This is a genomic window from Acidovorax sp. K2F (assembly GCF_025246485.1).
GTDB classification, from domain to species: Bacteria; Pseudomonadota; Gammaproteobacteria; order Burkholderiales; family Burkholderiaceae_C; genus Acidovorax; species Acidovorax delafieldii.
In genome coordinates this window covers 1-20,901 of record NZ_JAOBSQ010000054.1, presented here as the reverse complement: position 1 = coordinate 20,901, position 20,901 = coordinate 1, and the positions used below count along the sequence as shown (strand labels likewise).

Sequence of the window (20,901 nt, the reverse complement as noted above, 5' to 3'; positions counted from 1 at the left end):
GAATTTTCATGAAACTCAAATCCCTCGTGCTCGGACTGGTGGCCGCCGGCGTGCTCGGCGCCAGTGGCTACGGGCTCTATGCGCTCGGCAAGCGCCATGGCGGCGACGGCGCTACAGCGCCGACGGCCGCTGCGGCGGGCGCTTCGGGCGACAAGATCGACCCCGCCACCGGGCGCAAAGTCCTCTATTGGCACGACCCCATGGTGCCAGGCCAGAAGTTCGACAAGCCGGGCAAATCGCCTTTCATGGACATGCAGCTGGTGCCCGTCTATGCCGACGCGTCCGGCGACGAGGGCACGGTCGGTGTCAGTCCTCGCGTGCAGCAGAACCTCGGGATCCGTACCGCCGAGGTTGCGCGCGGGGAGATGACGCCGCGCGTGGAAGCTGCCGGCAGCATCGCCTTCAACGAGCGAGACCAGGCGTTCGTGCAGGCCCGTTCGACGGGCTTCGTGGAGAAGCTGTACGTTCGCGCGACGCTGGACCCGGTGCGCAAGGGCCAGCCGCTCGCCGAACTGTACGTGCCGGACTGGGTGGCCGCGCAGGAGGAATTTCTCTCGGTGCGCCGCATGCGGGGAACCGATCTGGCCGTGCTCGTCGACGGCGCGCGCCAGCGCATGCGCCAGGTGGGCATGACGGACGACCAGATCGGGCTTGTCGAGCGTGCCGGCCGGGTTCAACCGCGCATCACCTTGGTCGCTCCGACCAGTGGCGTGATCGTCGAATTGACGGCGCGCGAGGGCATGACGGTCATGCCGGGCGCAACGCTGTTTCGCATCAACGGCCTGTCGACGGTGTGGGCCAACGCCGACGTGCCGGAGAGCCAGTCCGCCTTGCTGCGTCCCGGAACGACCGTGGAGGCGCGTTCGCCCGCACTTCCGGGCAAAGTGTTCAAGGGCAAGGTGCAGGCCATCCTGCCGGAGGTCAACCAGGCCACGCGCACGATCAAGGCCCGCATCGAACTGGCCAATCCGCAAAGTCAACTTTCACCGGGCATGTTCGTGGGCGTCGCGCTGAACGCCGACGTCGAGCAAGGGCTGATGGTCCCGACCGAGGCGATCATCCAGACCGGCCGGCGGATGGTCGTCATGGTCGCCGAAGGCGATGGCAAGTTCAGACCCGTGGACGTCGAGATCGGCAACGAATCCAACGGCCAGACCGAGATCAAGCGCGGCCTGCAAGCCGGCCAGAAGGTCGTGACCTCCGGCCAGTTCCTGATCGACTCCGAGGCCAGCCTCAGAGGGACGACCACGCGCATGGAGGACGCCGGCAAGACGGCAGGCCCCCCCAGCGGCGGTGCCGCCGCAGCCGCCGTGGAGCACACGGGCAAGGCCAAGGTCGAGGCCATCGGCAAGGACGCCGTCTCCTTGTCGCATGAGCCGATCCCCTCGATGCAGTGGGGGGCCATGACGATGGACTTCGGCCAGCCGGCCGGCGGTCTGCCGCAGGGCCTGAAGCCCGGTCAGAGCGTGAACTTCGCGTTCCAGATGAACCAGGCAGGCCTGCCGGTGCTGACGCGGATCGAACCCGCTGGGACGGGAATGCCGGCCATGCCAGCGCCTGGACCCGCCGCCAAGGACACGATGCCGATGGGCTCCTCGGAGAAGAAGCAATGATCGCCAAGCTGATTCGCTGGTCGATCGTCAACCGCTTCCTGGTGCTGCTGGCCACCGTGATGGTCAGCGCCTGGGGCGTTTACTCCTTGATGCGCACGCCGCTCGATGCGCTGCCGGACCTCTCGGATGTGCAAGTCATCATCCGCACCACCTACCCGGGGCAGGCGCCGCAGATCGTCGAGAACCAGATCACCTATCCGCTGACGACGACGATGCTGTCGGTGCCGGGCGCCAAGACGGTCCGGGGATTCTCATTCTTCGGAGACTCGTTCGTCTATGTGCTGTTCGAGGACGGCACCGACCTCTACTGGGCGCGCTCCCGGGTGCTGGAGTACCTGAACCAGGTGCAGTCGCGCCTGCCGGCGAGCGCGAAGGCGGCCCTGGGGCCGGACGCCACCGGGGTGGGCTGGGTCTATTCGTACTCCCTGGTGGATCGCAGCGGCAACCACGACCTCTCTCAATTGCGGGCGCTGCAGGACTGGTTCCTGAAATACGAGCTCAAGACCGTCGCCAACGTGGCCGAAGTCGCGTCGATCGGGGGCATGGTCAAGCAGTACCAGGTCGTGCTCGATCCGGACCGCTTGCGTGGCTACAACATGACGCACAGCAAGGTGGTCGAGGCCATCCAAAAGGCCAACCAGGAAAGCGGCGGCTCGGTGCTCGAGCTGGGCGAGGCCGAGTACATGGTGCGGGCCTCCGGCTACCTGAAGACCCTGGACGACTTCCGCAAAATTCCCCTGATGACGACCGATGCGGGCGTCTCGGTGCGCCTGGGCGACGTGGCCCGCATCCAGATGGGTCCCGAGATGCGGCGCGGCATCGGCGAACTCGACGGCGAAGGCGAAGTGGCGGGCGGCGTCATCGTGATGCGCTCCGGCAAGAACGCCCTGGAGACGATCGACGCCGTGAAGGACAAGCTCAAGAGCCTGCAGGCGAGCCTGCCGAAGGGCGTGGAGATCGTGCCGACCTACGATCGGTCGAACCTGATCGAGCGCGCCGTCGAAAACCTCACGCACAAGTTGATCGAGGAATTCATCGTCGTGGCGGTGGTGTGCTTCATCTTTCTCTTTCACCTGCGCTCGTCCTTCGTCGCGATCGTTTCACTGCCCATCGGAATCCTTGCCGCCTTCATTGTGATGCGGTACCAGGGCGTGAACGCCAACATCATGTCCCTGGGTGGCATTGCGATCGCCATTGGCGCCATGGTCGACGCGGCGGTGGTGATGATCGAGAACGCGCACAAGCACATCGAAAAATGGAACCATGAGCACCCCGATGAAGAGCTAAAGGGCGAGGCGCATTGGCGGGTGATCGGCGATTCGGCGGCCGAAGTCGGCCCGGCGCTGTTCTTCTCGCTGCTGATCATCACGCTGTCGTTCATTCCGGTGTTCACGCTGGAGGCGCAGGAAGGCCGCTTGTTCTCGCCGCTGGCGTTCACGAAGACCTATGCGATGGCAGCGGCCGCAGGGTTGTCCGCGACGCTGATTCCCGTCCTCATGGGCTACCTGATCCGCGGCAAGATTCCGGATGAGAACAAGAACCCGCTGAATCGATTCCTGATTGCTGTGTATCGCCCGCTCCTGGATGCGGTGCTGAGAGCGCCCAAGCTGACGATCGCCGCGGCGGCAGTGATTCTGGTGGCCAGCCTGTGGCCGCTGCAGCACATCGGCGGCGAGTTCATGCCGCCGCTGGACGAAGGCGACCTGCTGTACATGCCTTCGGCTTTGCCGGGACTCTCGGCAGGCAAGGCGTCCCAACTGCTGCAGCAGACCGACCGCCTGATCAAGACGGTGCCGGAAGTAGCGACCGTGTTCGGCAAGGCCGGCCGCGCCGAATCGGCCACGGACCCCGCGCCGCTGGAGATGTTCGAGACCACCATCCAGTTCAAGCCGCGCGACCAATGGCGCGCAGGCATGACACAGGACAAGCTCGTTGAGGAGCTCGACCGCATCGTCAAGGTGCCGGGCCTGTCCAACATCTGGGTGCCACCGATCCGCAATCGCATTGATATGCTGGCCACGGGCATCAAGAGCCCTGTGGGCGTCAAGGTGGCCGGCACCGACCTGGCGGAGATCGATCGGGTGACCGCACAGATCGAGCGCGTCGTCAAAACCGTCCCCGGCGTCTCCTCGGCGCTGGCCGAGCGTTTGTCGGGCGGCCGGTATGTCGACGTCAAGATCGACCGGGATGCCGCGGCGCGCTTTGGCATGAACGTCGCCGACGTGCAATCGATCGTCGCCTCGGCGATCGGTGGCGAGAACGTCGGGGAGACAGTCGAGGGCCTGTCTCGCTTCCCGATCAACGTGCGCTACCCGCGCGAGGTCCGCGACTCGGTCGAGCGGGTGCGCCAGCTTCCCATCGTGACCGAACGCGGAGCCCGCATCGTGCTGTCGGACATTGCGAAGGTCGAGGTTGTCGATGGGCCACCGATGCTCAAGAGCGAGAACTCGCGCCTGTCCGGCTGGATCTACGTGGACATCCGCGGCCGCGACCTGCGGTCCGCGGTGCACGATATGCAGCGTGCCGTCACCGAGCAGGTCAAGGTGCCGCCGGGCTACTCGGTCTCCTGGTCCGGGCAGTTCGAGTTCCTCGAGCGCGCCACCGCGAAGCTGAAGATCGTCGTGCCGTTCACGCTGCTGATCATCTTCGTGCTGCTGTACCTGACCTTCAAGCGCTTCGACGAGGCTTTTCTGATCATGGCCACCCTGCCTTTTGCGCTGGTCGGCGGGATCTGGCTGCTGTACCTGCTCAACTACAACCTGTCGGTGGCCGGTGCGGTCGGGTTCATTGCCTTGTCCGGCGTTGCTGCCGAGTTCGGCGTGATCATGTTGCTGTACCTCAAGCACGCTTGGGATGAGCGTATCGCGAACGGAGCGACAAGTAACGACGACCTGCTGGATGCGATCCGCGAAGGTGCGGTCCTGCGCGTACGCCCGAAGGCAATGACCGTTGCAGTGATCCTGGCGGGCCTGGTACCGATCATGTGGGGTTCCGGCACGGGCTCGGAGGTGATGCAACGCATTGCGGCGCCGATGGTGGGCGGCATGGTGACCGCGCCTTTGCTGTCCATGTTCGTGATCCCGGCTGTCTATTTCTTGATCCGCAAGAAGCGCGAGAAGCGTGCCGCGAAACCCGGTTTCTGGAGGCGAGGCCATGCCGCCGAGTGAGTCCCGTGGCCATCGGCTTGCCTGCATTGGCGCCTGTCTGCTTCTCGCGCTCTTCTGCGGCGCGAGCCAGGCATCCATGGGACGCGTTGCCGAAGGCATTGGACGACATGCCTTGTGCGCAGTGCGACGCGGCCCCCGGACCGGGGGCGAACGGCGTCGGCGCAGAGGATGGGCCACGGGAAACGGCGGCGCGGCAGGAACACGCGACCTCGGTTGCCGACACCACTGTGTTCACAGATACCGGAGGCTGGCGACCGCGACTGCCGGTGCGCATCGCGTTCTGCCGGTGGCTCGATTGATCAACGGCGAAGGTCGCAGCTAGAGCCGTTCCACCGTTTGATCAATCACAGGAGTCCATCATGGAGACGATTTCATCATTGCATCGCTGCAGGGGTGCGGGGCACCCCGTCATGAGAAAACTGCTCATGTTTTCGGCCGGGACCGTGGCGTTGGGCGCGGGCCTGAGCGCCTGTGCCGGGCCCGGCTGGCGAGACGACGCCCAGACCGCCGCGCTCAGTCCCATGGAGCAATGCGCGGCCAAACAGCTGGTCCTGCCCCTCGACCACGGTCCACGCCCGCAGACCACACCCTACGAGAACAAGCTGCGCCAGCAGCGCTTTGATGCCGAGATGAAGGCCTGCAGGGCGGCGGCAGGAAAAGGGGTGGCTCGATGAATCCGCTTCGCCGCCGCTTCAGCGCGGCGACGGTGATCGCCCTGGCCATTCCCCCGATGTGGGCCACGGCGGCTTCGCCGGCTGTCGAGGTCTGGCGGGGGCGTGGCTGCCTGTGCTGCGAGGCTTGGGTCAGGCATCTGGAGCGCGGCGGTTTTGAGGTCACGGTCCACGACGGCGGCAACACCGAGGCGCGCGCGCGTCTGGGCATGCCGCTGAAGTACCGCGCGTGCCACACCGCGAGCGCTGCCGGCTATGTCCTGGAGGGACATGTGCCGCTGCGGGAGATTCAACGGCTGCTGCAGGAGCGGCCCGATGCCATCGGTCTGGCCGTGGTCGGCATGCCGCGCGGTTCGCCGGGGATGGATGGCCCGGCGTACCGCGGACGAAGAGATCCATTCAATGTGCTGCTCGTTCTCAAGGATGCGAGCGCCACGATTTACCAGTCCTACCCATGAAAGGAAACACCATGAAAACCCCACGTATGGCATTCGCCGCCGTGCTTTGCTCGGCGCTTGCGCTGCCCGCGCTGGCACAGAGTTCCATGCCGATGCCGTCCGGCGCGGGCGGCGCAGCTGCCAGCGCATTGGCCGTCGGCACGATCAGGGGCATCGATGTCGCCCAGCACATCCTGACCATCGAGCACCAGGCCATTCCCCGCATGAACATGTCGGGCATGACCATGGATTTCCCCGTGGAAAAAGGCCTCTCGACGGAGGGCTTGAGCATCGGTCAGCCGATCGCCTTCATCCTCAGTCCGTCGAGCGGCGGAGTGGCCATCAGCGAGGTGCAGCCCGTCCGTGTCTCGGGCGCCACGCCGGGCGCATCAGGGCCTCACCAGGACATGAAAGGCCATGACATGTCCGGCATGAAGATGAGCGGCATGGACAAAAAAATGATGGCCAAGTGCCACGAGATGATGATGAAGTCCAAATAAACATCGATTGACCGTCTCACCGCAGGCCGCCGAACGGTGGCCGCAAGCAATTTCCCCTAACTTGTATTGATCAGGAGTTCACATGAAAAAATTCGCATTCGCCTCTCTCGTCGCTGCCGCCTTGCTGCCCGCTGCCGTGCTGGCGCAGCAGAAGATGGACGACATGAAAGGCATGGACATGTCCAACATGAAAGACATGAACATGCCGAAGAAGGCCGGGGCCGCGAGTCAGACCACCCACATGGCCATGGGCGAAGTCAAGAGCGTCGACGTCAAGGGCCAGGTGGTCACCGTCGCGCACGAGCCGATCAAAACGCTCAGCTGGCCGGCGATGACCATGGGCTTCGTCGTCAAGGACAAGATGCTGATGGACAAGCTGGCCGTCGGCAAGAAGGTCCAGTTCGAGTTCGTTCAGGAGGACGGAAAATACGTCGTCACCTCGGTGAAATAAGAAAAAAGCGACCGAGCCGCGGCGCACCCCCTGGGCGCGCCGCGCGGACGCACAAGCGCCATGTCCGGTCGCCAGTCTCGCTGCGGCCGTCATTGCCGCCATGCCGCCTTCCGAGCGCCTGGGCGGACCGGGCACCGGACGAGCGTTCTGCCGCGTCAACCAGACGGTTCAAGGCGTGCGGGTCGAGGGATGCCCTGACGGCGCGGCGGGTCGTGCGGCGTCGCCTGCGGCCGAGCGCGTCGTCAGCATGCGGCCGGCCGCGTCGACCTTGACCATGCCCAGGCGCGGATGGCTCCAGTAGCGGGTCTTCCCCTGCTCGACCTGCACCTTGGCCGGCGACGCTTGATCGCGTGTTTCGGCTTCGTTGTCGGCGGGCGCGGCAAAAGACGCCGCGGAAGCCAGCGACAGTGCCGCGGCAAGGATGGATGCAAAAAGTTGGTTGGACATGGTCTGAACCCTCATCATTGGTTGTCGAAAACGCCAGCCAGAGCTGACGGCCTCACGCGGCCCGAAGCGGTCGGTGTGCGTCGTGATGAGGGAGAGTTTGAAAGCCGGCGAGGCACCAGAATCTGATGCTTCGATGACGTTTTTGTAATGTGGGAAGCCTCTGTCGGAAGCCCGCAAACCGTTCAAGAATATGAAAATCCTTCTGATCGAAGACGAAGCGAGTGCCGCCGCCTACCTGAAGCAAGGCCTCACCGAGAGCGGCTTCACGGCGGAGGTCGCCACCAATGGCAGCGACGGCCTGCACGCGGCCATGAACGGCGATCACGACCTCGTGGTGCTGGACGTGATGCTGCCCGGCATCGACGGCTTCGCGGTGCTGTCCGCGCTTCGAACATCCAAGCAGACGCCGGTGCTGATGCTGACGGCGCGTTCCAAGGTCGACGACAAGGTCAAGGGTTTCGATCTCGGCGCCGACGACTACCTGGTCAAGCCGTTCCAGTTTCCGGAGCTGCTGGCCAGAATCCGCGCGCTCCTCAAGCGCGGCACCAAGGTGGCGACCGACGACGTGCTGCGCATCGCGGACCTGGAGGTGGACTCCGTCAAGCACCGCGCCACCCGTGCAGGCCAGCGCATCGACTTGTCGGCCAAGGAGTTCGCCTTGCTGGTGCTGTTCGTGCGCAGGAGCGGCGAGGTGCTGTCCAGAACGCAGATCGCTTCGCTGGTCTGGGACATCAACTTCGATTCCGACACGAACGTCGTGGACGTGGCGGTGAGCCGGCTGCGCATCAAGATCGACGACCCCTTCGAGACGAAGCTGATCCACACCGTGCGGGGCGTGGGGTATGTCTTCGAGCACCGCCCATGAGGCTCAAAAGCCTGTCGGTGCGGCTCGCGCTGTGGGTCGGCCTGCTGGGCCTGCTGCAGGGCGCGGGCGTTCTGTGGTTCTCCTACCTCACGATGCAGCAGGAACTGGGCTCGCAGCGGCGGCTCGTGCTGCGTGACAAGGTCGACCACGCGCAGCAGTTGATCGGCGACATGCCGGACGATGCGGCCATTCGCGGCAAGGCCTTCGAGCTTGTGGACCTCGTCACCGGACATGCCGAGTTGCATCTGGCGATTGCGCGACAAGGGTCCACCGAGCCGACGGTCGCGTTCAGCCGTGAAGCCAGTGAATCGCTGAAGCGGTTGAAGGACGACATCTGGGGAACCGACGCATTCCTGGAGTGGCGCGCGGGAGAGAGCGGCGCGCCGATGCTGTCGCAGGCCGGAGCGGTGCAACTCAAGAGCGGTGAAGCCTACGAGATCGTCGTCACCGTCGACCGCAGTGAAGACCAGCGGCTGCTGCGCAATTTGCTGGTCACCGCGTTGACCGCGGCACCGTTCGGTTTGGCTGTGGTGATCGGCAGTGCGCTGGCCATCGTCATTTTTGGCCTGCGGCCGTTGCGGCGCTTCCAGAAGACCGCCACCGACATCACGGCCCGCAACCTCTCGGCGCGGATCGATTCGAGGGGCCTGCCCACCGAGCTGCAAGGCCTTGGTCACGCGTTCAATGCCATGCTGGAGCGCCTGGACGACGGCGTGCGCCGGTTGTCCGAGTTTTCGGAGGACCTGGCGCATGAGCTGCGCACGCCGCTGGCGACGCTGCTGGGGCGCACCCAGGTCGTGCTGTCGCAGCCCCGCACGGTCGAGCAACTGACGGATCTGCTTGAAAACAACGTCGACGAACTGCAGCGACTCAGCCGACTGGTGTCGGACATGCTGTTTCTGGCGCAGGCCGACAATGCGCAAACGGCCGTGGCGCGGCGCGATCTGGATCTGGCCGACCAGGCGCGCACCGTCGCCGAATTTCTGCAGTTGCTGGCCGATGAGCGCGGCATCAAGATCTCGGTGGCGGGCAGCGCGCGCGTGACCGCCGACGGCGGCCTGGTGCAGCGGGCGATCACCAACCTGCTGTCCAATGCCGTGCGTCATGGCGCGCAGGGAACGCCGGTGACCGTGACCGTATCCTCCGACGCGCTGAATGCGACCCTGGAGGTCGCGAATCAGGGTGGCCCGATTGCGCCCGGGCACCTGGAGCGGATTTTCGACCGCTTCTACCGCGTGGACAGCTCGCGGGCACGCGATTTGGGCGGCACCGGACTCGGGCTGGCGATCGTCAAGGCGATCATGGGACTCCATGGCGGGCGGGTGGCGGCCACCAGCAGTGGCAGCGGCGAAACGCGCTTCACGCTTTACTTTCCGCGCGGGGACCAGGAGCACTGAGGATGTCCGGGTTTCTGCATTTTGCATAGGAAGCCTGAGGCCCTCGTTCGCGCGGTGGTCGAGATGCCCAGGCTTGCCCCTTCGGGGGAATCGGCTGTCGTGATTCGAGTGCGGATGAGGAACGCCGGCAGGACGTCGGTGCCCGTTCATCCATCCCGCGAGACCCCTTGACCTTGACACGGTCGGAAGGTTGACACTGCCTTGAACCTTGAAACAGGAGCCCACCATGCATCAGCACCCCCACGCACCCGGCGCGACGCAATCCGATGAGCGCGCTCTTCAGCATCCCGGTGGGACGGACAGACCGCCTGTTGCGGGTGAGCATGCTCGTCATCACGGCAGTTCGACCCAGCATGCCGCAGATTCAGACATTGAGTACACCTGTCCCATGCACCCGCAGGTGCGGCAGTTGGGACCCGGAACCTGTCCGATCTGTGGGATGGCTCTGGAGCCGGTCGTCGCCGCACCGGGAACTGGGGAGAACCCAGAGCTGAGGGACATGAATCGTCGGTTCTGGGGTGGGCTGGCGCTCACCGTTCCGGTGGTCGTGCTCGAGATGGGCAGCCACTTCGTCAATCTGCAGAGCCTGATGAGCCAGCAGACATCGAACTGGCTGCAACTGCTGTTCGGCACACCGGTGGTGCTGTGGGCGGGCTGGCCGTTCTTCGCTCGGGGTTGGACCTCCGTGAAGACGCGCAACCTCAACATGTTCAGCCTCATTGCGCTGGGGGTCGGTGTCGCCTGGCTGTACAGCATGGTCGGCACGATCGCGCCACGGCTGTTTCCGTCGGCGCTGCGCACGGGGGATGGGGCCGTTCCGATCTACTTCGAAGCGGCCGCAGTCATCACCGTCCTGGTACTGCTGGGGCAGGTGCTGGAATTGCGGGCACGCGAAAAGACGTCGGGGGCAATACGTGCCTTGCTTGACCTCGCCCCGAAGACGGCCGTGCGCGTTGGAAGCGACGGATCCGACGAGACGGTGGGACTCGACGCTGTGCTCGTGGGCGAGCGGCTACGGGTGCGCCCGGGCGAGAAAGTGCCGGTCGACGGCGAGGTCGTGGAGGGCAAGGCGACGGTGGACGAGTCGATGGTCACCGGCGAGCCGATCCCGGTCGCCAAGGCGCCCGGTTCCAAGGTCACTGCCGGCACGCTCAACCAGACGGGCGGCTTCGTCATGCGGGCCGAAAAGGTGGGCGCGGACACCCTGCTGGCCCAGATTGTCCAGATGGTCGCTTCCGCCCAGCGCAGCCGCGCCCCGATCCAGCGGATGGCCGACCAGGTGGCGGGCTGGTTCGTACCGGTCGTGATCGTGATCGCGTTGCTGGCCTTTGGCGCCTGGCTGGTCTGGGGGCCCAGCCCTGCGTTCGCATATGCGATCGTCTCGGCCGTGGCGGTCCTCATCATCGCCTGCCCCTGCGCGCTGGGGTTGGCGACACCGATGTCCATCATGGTGGGCGTCGGCAAGGGCGCGCAGCACGGCGTGCTGATCCGGGATGCGGAGGCGCTGGAGCGCATGGAGAAGGTCGACACGCTGGTGATAGACAAGACGGGCACCTTGACGCAGGGGCGACCGAAAGTGGTGCGCGTCGAACCGGCGCCCGGCTTCGATGTCTCCGCGGTGCTTCAGAAGCTTGCCAGTGTGGAGCGCGCGAGCGAACACCCACTGGCCGCCGCTATCGTCGCCGAGGCCCAGGAGCGCCGACTGCCCTTGTCGCCGGTTCTGGACTTCGACTCGCCCGCCGGCAAGGGCGTGGTCGGCCTGGTCGATGGAGCGCGCGTGATCTGCGGGAGCGCAAAGTTTCTGGCGGAGAACGACGTCGATGTGAGCAGCCTGGCCGCGGTGGCGGATGGTGTGCGCGCGCAGGCGGCCACGGTCATTTTTGTGGGCATCGACGGCCGCCTGGCAGGCTTTGTCGGCATTGCCGATCCCATCAAGCCGAACACACCGCAAGCCATCGCCGCGCTGCGCCGCGAGGCCATCCGCGTGGTCATGCTTACCGGTGACGGCAAGACCACCGCCCAGGTCGTGGGGCGCGAGCTCGGCATCGACGAGGTCATTGCGGAGGTTCTGCCGCAGGACAAGGCCTCCGTCGTGCAGCGGCTGAAGGCCGAGGGCCGGGTGGTGGCCATGGCCGGCGATGGCGTCAATGACGCCCCGGCGCTGGCTGCAGCGGACGTGGGCATCGCCATGGGAACCGGCACCGACGTGGCCATGGAGAGTTCAGGCGTGACGCTGCTGCAGGGCGATCTCATGGGGATCGTGCGTGCGCGTCGCCTTTCGCAGGCGACGATGAAAAACATCCGGACCAACCTCTTTTTTGCCTTCTTCTACAACGTCGTCGGGATTCCGATCGCGGCTGGCGTGCTGTACCCGTTCTTCGGCATTCTCCTGTCGCCGGTGGTGGCGGCAGCGGCGATGGCGCTGTCGTCGGTGAGCGTGATCGCCAACTCGCTGCGTCTGCGAGCGAGCAAAGTGGCCGATTGACTGCTGTGGGGGGAGGAGGATCGGCGCGCCCATGAAGGCTTGGAGAATATGAAGAACGTGGCCGGAGAGCGCATGCGCAGCTTGGTCAGCTGCGGCCGGTGCGTTGCGCCTGAACCGGCGGGCATGGCACTGAGCCGAACGAACAGAACACGCAGCAGTCTCCGGGCTTCGCACGCAATACCACCTTGCAGCCGTCGCACTGGTAAAAGAAAAGGCAGGCGTCGCACTGGTAAAAGAAAAGGCAGGCGTCGGTCGGCATCTTTTCGCGCTTGGCATGACCGCAGTGCGGGCAGGTCAACAGCGAGTCGAACAGCATGGCGTTCATTGAGAAGTATGAAGTGAGCGTCGTGAGGGATCTGGCGTCAGATGGCCAGTGCGGGCACCCAGAAGAAATAGGCGTTGAGCATGTACAGGCCCATGAGAACGAGCGTGACGCCGCCGACGATGTCGAAGGCGCGCTGGTAGCGCGCAAAGGGCCGGAGTTTGTCCAGCCAGCCCATGGCACTGGCCCCCAAGGCGATCGGCACCGCGCGCCCAAGCGCAAAGGCCAGCAGCAGCAACGCCCCCCAAGCCGGCGAACCGACGCCGGCCACAACTCCGAGCAGCACGATCAGCGCCGGCGTGCACGAGGGGCAGATTGCGATCGCAAATGGAACACCCAGAACGAAGGCACCCCAGGGGCCGGCGGCACGCCTGGCGCGCAACGACAGGCCCCTGAACGGCATGCGGATCCACCCCGGCCACAGCAGGCCCATCAGGATGAGCCAGGGGCCGAGCACCAGACTCCATTGGCGCCCGAGCAGAGACTGCACACCCTTGCCACCGGCACCGGTTGCGGCACCCAGCAGCACATGCGTGAGCACCATGCCGGCGATGAACATGCCGCCGAACAGCAGCGCCTGGCGCGGCGCCCGTGCCTTGGTCACGTAGGCCAAGGAGACGGGGATGGCCGCCAAGGCGACCGGGTTGAAGCTGAAGAAAAAGCCGGTCAGGAAGCTGACGACGAGCGCCGCCATGCCAGCGTGCTGGACGGCCTGCTGAAACGCCTCGATGTCCATATCAACCCGCGCCCTGACGACGCGCGTGCATGGCTGCAGCGAGCGCGTCAGGCGTGGGGAGCGACGCAAACACCAGTTGGCCATCAATGGCCACCGCTGGCGGGCGGAGCACCCCCAGCTCGACGGCATAGTCGAGGGCCGCGAGGATGTCGAGTTCTTCCCACTCCACGGCCGGGTCGGCCTGCCGCGCCGCGGCGCGCAGGCTGTCCAGCTCGCGCTGGCACTTCGCGCAACCGGTGGCGTGCAGAACCTCGACCCTCATTTGGGGCGTCCTTGGGCGCTTCCGGACAGGGCCGCCAGGATCGAACAATCCTCCGCAGGCTGGGCGTCGTTGTCGCAGTCGGCGATGAGTTGGTCCAGGCCCTTGGACATCGCCTTCATGGCCTTGATGCGCGCTTCCAATTGGAGCTTCTTCTCGATGACCTTGGTCCGCACGTCGGCGCAGCACGAAGAAGGTTGGTCGCGCAACTGCAGCAGATCCTGGATCTCCGACAGCGTGAAGCCGCAGTGCTGGGCCTGCTTGATGAAGCGCAGCCGCTGCACCGCCGCTGGCTCGTACAGCCTGTAGCCGCTCTCGGTTTTCTTGGGCACCCGCATCAACCCCTCACGCTCGTAGAAGCGAACCGAATTGGCCGACACGTCAGCCAAGGCCGCAAGCTTGCCAACGGTCAGCCGCTCGGGCATGGAAGAGGACGAGGTCGCAGAGGCCATCCCCAGAGAATAGACCTTCGCCTTAGGGCGAAGGTCAAGCGACCTTTAACTTGACCTTGCCATCGTGACAAGGCTTAGGCTGCATGTGGCGACAAGGTCGCAATGGAGGTATTGCCATGAAGCAGAGATTCGACGCCAGCCAGAGCCTGGCGCAGGAGGTGCTGCAGCTCTACAAGCAGGCGGTGGCCGAACGGCGATGGGCGGTGGCCGAATTCCTGATGTGCGCGCTGGAGGAACTGGCGAAGTCCGAGCCGGCCTGTGAGGAGGCCGTCGAGCAGGCCTACTTGTGCATCAGCCAGCGCGCGCCGTCTTTCAAGGCTTGAAGCGGACTGCGGCTCGCGAGGAAGGGGCCGTTCTGGCTACCCCGTTCGGCAGCGTTGTTCACGACAAGAAGGCCGATGCCCATCGGTCGGCCATCCGGGACACCTGAGCCGGTACGCATTCGGGCACTGCACCGAGCGCGACGGGTTGTACATGACGAAACCGTCATAAGTCCGTCAGTCTGTTGTGGTGCCCCGATTTTTAGAGTTGCAACCGTGATGCAAGTCGGATGAGCGACAGCCAAGTCGATCACCGAAACGTGATGTGTCACTTAACTCTGAAGGAGCCTGAAATGAAAAAAATCCTCTTCGCCATTGGCGCCGCAACGCTGCTGTTCTCCGGTGCCTATGCACAAGGGCAGTCGCAGGAAGCGGCTCCGCCGACCGACACCAAACCGCAAGCCGTGGCCGAAGCCCGGAAGAACGCGAGGTTGCCGGGTGTCGTCCAGATCAAGGACGGCAGCACCGCCCTTGGTCAGGGCTCGGGCGTGTGGGAAACGGGCAAGCCCGCGATGGCTGGTGAAAACCGGAAGGTGGCGCGCGAGGCCCGCCCTCACCGGGACTCCACACAGGGCAGCACTCCGCAGGAATCGCGGTAAGGCCCATGGACGACTTCCCGTTCGTTGCACGGGTGTCGGCATCTGCCGGCTCCGCTAGCGTCAGGGCGCTTTAATCCGCGAATGCAGAGAGGGTCCGACCCTCTCGCGGCACCCCCCATTTCCTTGAAAGGATTGAGCCATGAAATGCGATTCGAAAACATTGATCAAGATTGCTGCCGGACTGGGCGTTGCCTTGGCGGTCGCGTACTTTGCATTGCCCGCATCCCATGGATTCATTTGGGCCGCAGCGCCTTTCCTGCTGTTCCTTGTCTGCCCGATCGCGATGATCTTCATGATGAAGAGCATGAACAGCAACACGAAGGACGAGAACGCCAAGGTGGAGGAAAGCAAAGTGAATTCCGTGGCGGCCGAGGCCAAGTCGGACAAGACCTGACGCCAAGCAATCAGATCCCGCCGGTACCCGGCGTCGTTGTTCGACTCGCTGGCGTAGCTCGGCCAACCACGCCGCCGCGTCAGCTGGTCCAGTCTGACCTTCTTGCAGCGATTGTTGGATACTGGACAGATCCTGTAAGCGCTGGGGGCCACGTTGCTGGATAAACCATCGTCCGACTTCAAGGATTACATCGACGAAATCCTACGCAAGGTCGGGCGCAACATGCGACTACGGGCTGCGCCAGCCGACCCGGTGCCCGGCCGCCGTCGCATCGTGACGGGCATCGTCTTCGGTATGCAAGTAAATGCTGGTCGTACTGATGTTGGCGTGGCCCAGGTTGTCGCGGACCATCTTGAGGTCGACTTTTTCGCTCAGATGGCTTCCGGCGGTGTGACGAATCCAGTGCGTCGACGCCTGCTCGAGGTGGGTTGCCGCGGCTTCGAAGTCAGGACCACGCTGTCGCAGCGCGGCCGCGGCAGCGTGCATCACTCCCTTGACGAGCTCGTGAATGGCGCTTCGTGCCATCGGCCTGATCGGGGCGATCAGGGTCATCACCAACGGCGTGCCTTCGCCCTCCTGTGGAAGCGCGCTTAACGCATGGGCCTTGCGGTAGCGCATCAACTCGGCCATCAATTCGCCCGTGGCCGGCACCAGGCGGGTCTTGCTGCCCTTGCCGGTGATCTCGAGCCACCAGCGCTCGCGCCCATCGGTGCCGCGCCGGCTGAAGAATCCGCCCATGCCGGCGTCGCGGATCTCGGACACGCGCAGCCCACCGATGTAGAGCAGCGAAAACAGCCACCGGCAGCGCGCTGCATGCAGCCTCTCACGCTCACTATCGACGGGCATCGCTTCGATCGCGGCTTTCACCAGGTCCCAGTGCTCCTGTGGCAGGAAGCGGCTCACCCGAGGGGCGGCCTGCCGACGCTTGCGCCGGCTCAGCGCCAACGGGTTGCCGGCCAAGTGGCCGGCCTCCACGAGCCATGAGAACATGGCGTTGAGGATCGACAGCGCTTGGCGCAGGCTCGAAGGCCCCAGCGGGCCGGCAAAGGGGCGCCAGCGCGGGGAGTTGCGTCCCGGCTTCTGGCCCGGCTCCATGACCCAGCGCTCGGCCGGCTGCGGGTCCCCGAGGAAGCGCTGGTAGAGCAGCAGATCTTCGTGCGTGAGATCCGAGAGGGCCGCGCCGCGCTGCAGGATGCACCACAGCAGCAGGCGTTCGGCCTCCTTGCGGTAGCTGGCGAGCGTGGCGGGTGAATCGGCGTAGCGGGCCAGCCAGGCCAGAACCGCCGAGCGGTCATCGAATGCGGCCAACTGCGATCGCGAGCTGGCGCGATTGCGGCCGCCGCTGCCATCCAGGTGGGTCGGCACCATCATCTGATCCAGGCTGACGAGGGCATTCATGCGGAGCTACGCGCAAAAGGAGGACATCGCCATGATTATGGACATTAGATTGATTATGTCCATAGATAAGAAATTAATTCATTGATTCTTACGTTATACGTTGTATTATTTAAGAATGAGCGAAGAATCCGAAATCCAAGCCGAAGTTGAGGCCCTGCGGGAGCGTTTTAGCGATACGAAAGCGCTGTACCGCGAGGTGTGCGCGTTGCTGTTCTTCCGATACGGCATCACGCCCACAGCCAGCAAGCTCTATCAGCATGTGCGCAAGGGCTCCATGAGCGCCCCGGCCGAAGCGCTGGCCAAGTTCTGGGAGGATCTGCGCGGCAAGGCTCGGGTGGAGATCGATCACCCCGATTTGCCGGAGGCGCTTAAAGAGGCCGCAGGCCAAGCTGTCAGCGTGCTGTGGACCCAGGCAACGGAGTTGGCACGCGAGGAGTTAGCGGTCCTGCGCATCGAGGCGCACGCAGAGGCCCAGATTGCACAGACAGCCTTGCAGGAGGCTCTGCAGCGTAGCGCTGTCCTGGAGACCCAAATGGAGACCGCACAGACCAAATTCACCGAACTGGAGGTCCGCGTTCAGACCCTTGCTGTCGAGCTTGAACAAGAGCGGCGTGCGCACGCTGCGAGCACAGCGAGAGGCGAGGCGCTGTCCAGGCAGGTGGATGAGCTGAAGCTGGAGCAATCGAAGAGCAGGCAGCATTTCAGCGCTGAACTTGACAAGGGGCGTGCGGCCATCGACGAGGCGGCCTCCCGTGCGGCCGAGGCCGAGCGCCGCGCGCTTCGTGAAATTGATCGGGAGCGCACCGCTCGAATGCAGGTAGACAAGCACCTGGAGCAGCTGCGGGGCAAGCTCGCAGAAGTGGAGCGCGATCACCATGCCAAGGTCCTGGAGGCCAACGCAGCCCAGACACGATTGGCCGCAGACTTGGAGAGCGCACGGGCTTCGCTGGCCGAGAGCGCCCGCGTGAACCAACTGCAAGGCGTTGAGCTACAGCAGGCACTTCAGGCAGTGGCGCAGCACAAAGCGGAGGCTGACACCTTGCGCGCATTGGTGGCGCAGTTTCAACCGCCACCCAGGCCCGCTCGCAAGAAAAAACCGATGGACGGCCATTGATTGCTTGCACGCCGGCCGGCAGTGGGCGAAAAAGCTCCACACATACAGTATCTGCATACAACCAAGCGACGATCCCATGGCACGCGACGACTTCACGAAACCGACCAAGAATCAGGCTTATCAGCGGGTGGCAGGTCGTTGCTCCAATCCCGATTGCCGTGCCACCACCTCCGCACCAGTGGGCGAAGTTGACTTCTCCAATGTGGGGGTCGGCGCGCATATTCATGCGGCATCGCCTGGGGGGCCGCGTTATCTCGCTGCGATGACCGCAGAAGATCGGCGCGGATTTGGCAACATCATCTGGCTATGCCAGACCTGCTCGACAATCATAGACCGGGATCCAGACTCGTACCCCGCAGAAACGCTCAAAGTATGGAAAACATCGGCTGAGGCAAGGGCTCTGATGGAGCAGGGCAAACGGCTTCCCGATGAAAAGGATATCTATCGCATGGCGGCCATGGCCATGGGCACCCGAACGCCTGGGTTTTATCCAGAAGCCATAGGCAACGTGCACAAGGCCTTGGTCGATCAATTGGAAGCAGTGGATCCGAGGTTCACTGTTTCAACGACGTACTCGGGCGGCAATACAACGATTACCGTGGGCGCGAAAGAGACCGTGTCTTTTTCCATCAAGATTGGACAAGAGTCGGCTGATCTCTGGCGCAAGGGCCTTCAGGCGTCCATTGACGAGGGCCGTGAAGCGACGCTGCCACTCGATGGGGTCGTGTTTGAAGGATCAAAACTCTTCGATGTGCTGCACAAAGATGCCGACCTGGCATCGATAACGATCATGCCGATGGCACGTCCAGCCGTGTTGAAGATACTTGCGCCCCAGATCGAACCGGCAATTTTTGAAACCATTAGTGGTCAACTAACAGCTGGGCGCAAGCAAATCCGATTTGCAGGCGCTGGATGTGGCGGTCTTCTGGACGTGGAATTAGCTTTCACTCCAACGAATGGCAATGATGTTCACTCGGTATCGACTCTGACTACCAACTTAAAAGCGTGGCAAGGAAAAGAGGCTGCCAACCCTCCCTACTTGGACGTCTTTAGTCCGCCCTGATCAATCCGCAAGCCGTTGATCCGACACGTAGTTCTGCTCATTGATGGGCACAGGATTTGCAAGGTATGGTTTTGCCCGTATCTGTTTTCTTGCAAATTCCTCTGGGGTAGTCCATGGGTCCAAAGCCTTCGCAGCCGCACTCCGGTGAGTTGTTTCGCCCAAGGCTGGACGAGCAGCTCAACATGCAGCACCCACTGCTCAGGCTGGCCGCGCTGATCGACTGGGCCGAGATTGAGCGCACGTTCGCGGTGTCGTTCACTTCCGGGCGGGGCCGTCCTGCCTTGCCTGCGCGCCTGATCGCCGGGCTGCTGTATCTGCAGCACACCTTCGACGCCTCCGACGAAGCGGTGGTCAACACCTGGGTGGAGAACCCGTACTGGCAATTCTTCTGCGGCGAGACCTACCTGCAGACAGAGTTGCCCATCGATCCGAGCAGCCTCACGCGATGGAGAAAGCGCATTGGCGAAGAAGGCGTGGAGACACTGCTGGCCGCCAGCATCGACGCCGCCCGGCGCGGTGGTGTCATCCAGAAGTCCAGCACACAGCGGGTGATCGTAGACACCACCGTCATGCCCAAGGCCATTGCCCACCCCACCGACAGCCGCCTGCTGGACAGGAGCCGCCAGCACCTGGTGAAGGTGGCCCAGGAGCAAGGTCTGCAACTGCGCCAGAACTACAACCGCGTGGCCCCTCGCCTGGTCGCGCAGATCGGGCGCTACGCGCACGCCAAACAGTTCAAGCGCATGAAGAAAGCTGTGAGGACACTGCGCACCCGTGTGGGCCGGGTACACCGCGAAGTGCAGCGCCAACTGCACATGCTGCCTGAAGTGGCCAAAGCCAAGGTCCAGGACCTGCTGCAACGCACAGGCCGCATCCTGAGCCAGCGCACGAAGGACAAGAACAAGCTGTACGCCCTGCACGCGCCCGAGGTGGAGTGCATCTCCAAGGGCAAGGCCAGGACACCCTACGAGTTCGGCGTGAAGGTCAGCATCGCCACCACGTTGAAGGAGGGGCTGGTGGTGGGCATGAGGAGCATGCCGGGCAATCCGTATGACGGCCACACGCTGGCCGAGACACTGGAGCAGGTGGGCATCCTCACCGGCACGGACAAGCCGCCGGCCACGGCTATCGTGGACAAGGGCTACCGTGGCGTGAAGGTTGAGGGCGTGAGCATTCTGATGTCAGGGCAAAAGCGTGGCATCACCAAGACCCTAAATGCCATGATCAAGCGAAGAAGCGCCATTGAGCCTGCTATCGGGCACATGAAGATGGACGGGCGGCTGGGGCGCAACCCGCTCAAGGGTGCGCTGGGCGATGCGCTGCACGCGGTGATGTGCGGTGCCGGGCACAACCTGCGCTTGATCCTGGCCGCGCTGCGGCTTCTATGCGCCCGATTCGGGCTGTCGTTGCAGGCGGTCATCGCAGCACTGCTCGTCGCTCCCGGTAACCACCGCCCCGTCTGTTGCTGAGAACGGAATTGTTCAGGACGGACTCTTTATCAACCTGCTTGAAGCAATTCTTGATCCATTCGCGTCTGTTTCATTCGTCTTGGACGTCGATGGAAATCAAGCTGCAGCGGGGAAGTTTCACATACCAAAGCATATAGAGGCGATGAACGAAACCCTCGCATTTGCTCACTACGCAAGACGAGCCAGAAATGTGCTTAGATTCCTCAGGAAAAGTGCGCCAATCGATATTTTCGAGAGCATCTCCACAGACGATCATCGGGCCCTGGCGCGAGTCAGCGATATCGTTGAGGGCAAGCTCTCCTACCAGCGCTCTCAGATCACCGGTTCACCGACGATGACTGTCGCGTGTGCTGATGGGGGTAAGTCACTGATGGAGGTCGTGCGCAACGGAGAGTTTTCAGTTCTGCAGCAGAAGGAACCCGCATCCATGGTCTCCATCTATGGGAAGCAATACGAAGTCCCTCCGACCACAAGCTATTACTCGCCTGTGAAACTGCATATCCTGAGCAAGAAGAAAAAGAAGGAGAGCATTGACTTTCGTCTGCGAATCGAAATGGCGGACAACTTCACAAGCCAAACTTTCTTCGAAGAACAGCAGTGATACGCCAGAAGCCTAGGCAGTAGGGCCCCTGGTAAGGCGATTGGTGGCGCGCCGTTCAAATCAGCGAGACGGGATAGAAAGCGGTTCATTAATAACCAAAAGGCTTATGAGTCTAAACTGGCCGTATCCCGGTTTGGCCTC

The 20,901-nt window shown here is 63.7% G+C and carries 22 protein-coding genes; 16 read left to right on the top strand and 6 right to left on the bottom strand.

Features of this window, described 5'->3' with window-relative positions; all coding sequences use genetic code 11:
• The first annotated feature begins 8 nt into the window (after positions 1–8).
• The 6 genes from N4G42_RS21305 (at position 9) to N4G42_RS21280 (ending at position 6,839) form a co-directional block, all read left to right on the top strand.
• Complete coding sequence (locus tag N4G42_RS21305; protein ID WP_260668635.1) at positions 9–1,613, top strand: efflux RND transporter periplasmic adaptor subunit; 1,605 nt, start codon at positions 9–11, stop codon at positions 1,611–1,613.
• Positions 1,610–4,780: an efflux RND transporter permease subunit gene (locus N4G42_RS21300; protein WP_260668634.1), complete on the top strand. Its 3,171-nt coding sequence runs from the start codon at positions 1,610–1,612 to the stop codon at positions 4,778–4,780. The genes N4G42_RS21305 and N4G42_RS21300 overlap by 4 nt, the downstream gene beginning before the upstream one ends.
• Positions 4,781–5,190: 410 nt before the next feature.
• On the top strand, positions 5,191–5,454 hold the full coding sequence (locus N4G42_RS21295; RefSeq protein ID WP_260668633.1) for a hypothetical protein: 264 nt from the start codon (positions 5,191–5,193) through the stop codon (positions 5,452–5,454).
• Positions 5,451–5,909 (top strand): DUF411 domain-containing protein, encoded by a 459-nt coding sequence (locus N4G42_RS21290; protein ID WP_260668632.1) that lies wholly within the window; start codon positions 5,451–5,453, stop codon positions 5,907–5,909. The genes N4G42_RS21295 and N4G42_RS21290 overlap by 4 nt, the downstream gene beginning before the upstream one ends.
• Positions 5,906–6,388, top strand: coding sequence for a copper-binding protein (locus tag N4G42_RS21285; protein WP_260668631.1), 483 nt, complete (start codon positions 5,906–5,908; stop codon positions 6,386–6,388). Before N4G42_RS21290 ends, N4G42_RS21285 begins: the two co-directional genes overlap by 4 nt.
• Before the next feature lie 82 nt (positions 6,389–6,470).
• Positions 6,471–6,839, top strand: a complete 369-nt coding sequence (locus N4G42_RS21280) for a copper-binding protein (RefSeq protein WP_260668629.1) — start codon at positions 6,471–6,473, stop codon at positions 6,837–6,839.
• Positions 6,840–7,007: 168 nt separating this feature from the next.
• Here the strand turns inward: N4G42_RS21280 and N4G42_RS21275 are convergent, their stop codons facing one another.
• On the bottom strand, positions 7,008–7,286 hold the full coding sequence (locus N4G42_RS21275; protein ID WP_260668628.1) for a hypothetical protein: 279 nt from the start codon (positions 7,284–7,286) through the stop codon (positions 7,008–7,010).
• Positions 7,287–7,476: 190 nt separating this feature from the next.
• Between N4G42_RS21275 and N4G42_RS21270 the strand changes: the two genes are divergently transcribed.
• From N4G42_RS21270 to N4G42_RS21260, 3 genes are all read left to right on the top strand, one after another.
• On the top strand, positions 7,477–8,151 hold the full coding sequence (locus N4G42_RS21270) for a heavy metal response regulator transcription factor (RefSeq protein WP_260668627.1): 675 nt from the start codon (positions 7,477–7,479) through the stop codon (positions 8,149–8,151).
• Positions 8,148–9,548 (top strand): heavy metal sensor histidine kinase, encoded by a 1,401-nt coding sequence (locus N4G42_RS21265; protein ID WP_260668626.1) that lies wholly within the window; start codon positions 8,148–8,150, stop codon positions 9,546–9,548. The genes N4G42_RS21270 and N4G42_RS21265 overlap by 4 nt, the downstream gene beginning before the upstream one ends.
• Positions 9,549–9,774: 226 nt before the next feature.
• On the top strand, positions 9,775–12,033 hold the full coding sequence (locus N4G42_RS21260) for a copper-transporting P-type ATPase (protein ID WP_409557854.1): 2,259 nt from the start codon (positions 9,775–9,777) through the stop codon (positions 12,031–12,033).
• A gap of 85 nt (positions 12,034–12,118) precedes the next feature.
• Here the strand turns inward: N4G42_RS21260 and N4G42_RS21255 are convergent, their stop codons facing one another.
• The 4 genes from N4G42_RS21255 to N4G42_RS21240 are packed head-to-tail and all read right to left on the bottom strand — an operon-like array spanning position 12,119 to position 13,775.
• Entirely contained in the window at positions 12,119–12,358 is a 240-nt protein-coding gene (locus N4G42_RS21255; protein ID WP_260668625.1) for a GDCCVxC domain-containing (seleno)protein, read from the bottom strand.
• A gap of 37 nt (positions 12,359–12,395) precedes the next feature.
• Positions 12,396–13,091 carry a cytochrome c biogenesis CcdA family protein gene (locus N4G42_RS21250; RefSeq protein WP_260668624.1) on the bottom strand — a complete coding sequence of 232 codons (696 nt, stop codon included), beginning with the start codon at positions 13,089–13,091 and terminating at the stop codon, positions 12,396–12,398.
• A gap of 1 nt (position 13,092) precedes the next feature.
• Positions 13,093–13,353, bottom strand: a complete 261-nt coding sequence (locus N4G42_RS21245) for a thioredoxin family protein (RefSeq protein ID WP_260668623.1) — start codon at positions 13,351–13,353, stop codon at positions 13,093–13,095.
• Complete coding sequence (locus N4G42_RS21240; RefSeq protein WP_260668622.1) at positions 13,350–13,775, bottom strand: heavy metal-responsive transcriptional regulator; 426 nt, start codon at positions 13,773–13,775, stop codon at positions 13,350–13,352. Before N4G42_RS21240 ends, N4G42_RS21245 begins: the two co-directional genes overlap by 4 nt.
• Positions 13,776–13,918: 143 nt before the next feature.
• Here N4G42_RS21240 and N4G42_RS21235 point away from each other — a divergent pair, with 143 nt between their 5' ends.
• The 3 genes from N4G42_RS21235 to N4G42_RS21225 all read left to right on the top strand — a co-directional run bounded on the left by N4G42_RS21235 (position 13,919) and on the right by N4G42_RS21225 (position 15,115).
• Entirely contained in the window at positions 13,919–14,125 is a 207-nt protein-coding gene (locus N4G42_RS21235; RefSeq protein WP_260668621.1) for a hypothetical protein, read from the top strand.
• A gap of 290 nt (positions 14,126–14,415) precedes the next feature.
• Positions 14,416–14,721 carry a hypothetical protein gene (locus tag N4G42_RS21230; protein WP_260668620.1) on the top strand — a complete coding sequence of 102 codons (306 nt, stop codon included), beginning with the start codon at positions 14,416–14,418 and terminating at the stop codon, positions 14,719–14,721.
• Between the two features lie 139 nt (positions 14,722–14,860).
• Positions 14,861–15,115: a DUF2933 domain-containing protein gene (locus tag N4G42_RS21225; RefSeq protein WP_260668619.1), complete on the top strand. Its 255-nt coding sequence runs from the start codon at positions 14,861–14,863 to the stop codon at positions 15,113–15,115.
• 228 nt (positions 15,116–15,343) lie between these two features.
• On the opposite strand, the gene N4G42_RS21220 is transcribed toward N4G42_RS21225, so the two are convergent.
• Complete coding sequence (locus tag N4G42_RS21220) at positions 15,344–16,513, bottom strand: tyrosine-type recombinase/integrase (RefSeq protein ID WP_260668618.1); 1,170 nt, start codon at positions 16,511–16,513, stop codon at positions 15,344–15,346.
• A gap of 115 nt (positions 16,514–16,628) precedes the next feature.
• Here N4G42_RS21220 and N4G42_RS21215 point away from each other — a divergent pair, with 115 nt between their 5' ends.
• The 4 genes from N4G42_RS21215 to N4G42_RS21200 all read left to right on the top strand — a co-directional run bounded on the left by N4G42_RS21215 (position 16,629) and on the right by N4G42_RS21200 (position 20,760).
• Entirely contained in the window at positions 16,629–17,627 is a 999-nt protein-coding gene (locus N4G42_RS21215; RefSeq protein WP_116750491.1) for a DNA-binding protein, read from the top strand.
• A 76-nt stretch (positions 17,628–17,703) separates the two neighbouring features.
• On the top strand, positions 17,704–18,690 hold the full coding sequence (locus N4G42_RS21210) for a hypothetical protein (protein WP_260668617.1): 987 nt from the start codon (positions 17,704–17,706) through the stop codon (positions 18,688–18,690).
• Positions 18,691–18,803: 113 nt separating this feature from the next.
• Entirely contained in the window at positions 18,804–20,159 is a 1,356-nt protein-coding gene (locus tag N4G42_RS21205; protein WP_260668616.1) for an IS5 family transposase, read from the top strand.
• Between the two features lie 142 nt (positions 20,160–20,301).
• On the top strand, positions 20,302–20,760 hold the full coding sequence (locus tag N4G42_RS21200; RefSeq protein ID WP_260668615.1) for a hypothetical protein: 459 nt from the start codon (positions 20,302–20,304) through the stop codon (positions 20,758–20,760).
• Positions 20,761–20,901 lie beyond the last annotated feature (141 nt).

Bases quoted from the DNA above. Each gene is read 5' to 3' on its own strand.
- N4G42_RS21305 (WP_260668635.1), top strand. From the start codon at position 9: ATGAAACTCAAATCCCTCGTGCTCGGACTGGTGGCCGCCGGCGTGCTC.
- N4G42_RS21300 (WP_260668634.1), top strand. From the start codon at position 1,610: ATGATCGCCAAGCTGATTCGCTGGTCGATCGTCAACCGCTTCCTGGTG.
- N4G42_RS21295 (WP_260668633.1), top strand. From the start codon at position 5,191: ATGAGAAAACTGCTCATGTTTTCGGCCGGGACCGTGGCGTTGGGCGCG.
- N4G42_RS21290 (WP_260668632.1), top strand. From the start codon at position 5,451: ATGAATCCGCTTCGCCGCCGCTTCAGCGCGGCGACGGTGATCGCCCTG.
- N4G42_RS21285 (WP_260668631.1), top strand. From the start codon at position 5,906: ATGAAAGGAAACACCATGAAAACCCCACGTATGGCATTCGCCGCCGTG.
- N4G42_RS21280 (WP_260668629.1), top strand. From the start codon at position 6,471: ATGAAAAAATTCGCATTCGCCTCTCTCGTCGCTGCCGCCTTGCTGCCC.
- N4G42_RS21275 (WP_260668628.1), bottom strand. From the start codon at position 7,286: ATGTCCAACCAACTTTTTGCATCCATCCTTGCCGCGGCACTGTCGCTG.
- N4G42_RS21270 (WP_260668627.1), top strand. From the start codon at position 7,477: ATGAAAATCCTTCTGATCGAAGACGAAGCGAGTGCCGCCGCCTACCTG.
- N4G42_RS21265 (WP_260668626.1), top strand. From the start codon at position 8,148: ATGAGGCTCAAAAGCCTGTCGGTGCGGCTCGCGCTGTGGGTCGGCCTG.
- N4G42_RS21260 (WP_409557854.1), top strand. From the start codon at position 9,775: ATGCATCAGCACCCCCACGCACCCGGCGCGACGCAATCCGATGAGCGC.
- N4G42_RS21255 (WP_260668625.1), bottom strand. From the start codon at position 12,358: ATGAACGCCATGCTGTTCGACTCGCTGTTGACCTGCCCGCACTGCGGT.
- N4G42_RS21250 (WP_260668624.1), bottom strand. From the start codon at position 13,091: ATGGACATCGAGGCGTTTCAGCAGGCCGTCCAGCACGCTGGCATGGCG.
- N4G42_RS21245 (WP_260668623.1), bottom strand. From the start codon at position 13,353: ATGAGGGTCGAGGTTCTGCACGCCACCGGTTGCGCGAAGTGCCAGCGC.
- N4G42_RS21240 (WP_260668622.1), bottom strand. From the start codon at position 13,775: ATGCCCGAGCGGCTGACCGTTGGCAAGCTTGCGGCCTTGGCTGACGTG.
- N4G42_RS21235 (WP_260668621.1), top strand. From the start codon at position 13,919: ATGAAGCAGAGATTCGACGCCAGCCAGAGCCTGGCGCAGGAGGTGCTG.
- N4G42_RS21230 (WP_260668620.1), top strand. From the start codon at position 14,416: ATGAAAAAAATCCTCTTCGCCATTGGCGCCGCAACGCTGCTGTTCTCC.
- N4G42_RS21225 (WP_260668619.1), top strand. From the start codon at position 14,861: ATGAAATGCGATTCGAAAACATTGATCAAGATTGCTGCCGGACTGGGC.
- N4G42_RS21220 (WP_260668618.1), bottom strand. From the start codon at position 16,513: ATGAATGCCCTCGTCAGCCTGGATCAGATGATGGTGCCGACCCACCTG.
- N4G42_RS21215 (WP_116750491.1), top strand. From the start codon at position 16,629: ATGAGCGAAGAATCCGAAATCCAAGCCGAAGTTGAGGCCCTGCGGGAG.
- N4G42_RS21210 (WP_260668617.1), top strand. From the start codon at position 17,704: ATGGCACGCGACGACTTCACGAAACCGACCAAGAATCAGGCTTATCAG.
- N4G42_RS21205 (WP_260668616.1), top strand. From the start codon at position 18,804: ATGGGTCCAAAGCCTTCGCAGCCGCACTCCGGTGAGTTGTTTCGCCCA.
- N4G42_RS21200 (WP_260668615.1), top strand. From the start codon at position 20,302: ATGAACGAAACCCTCGCATTTGCTCACTACGCAAGACGAGCCAGAAAT.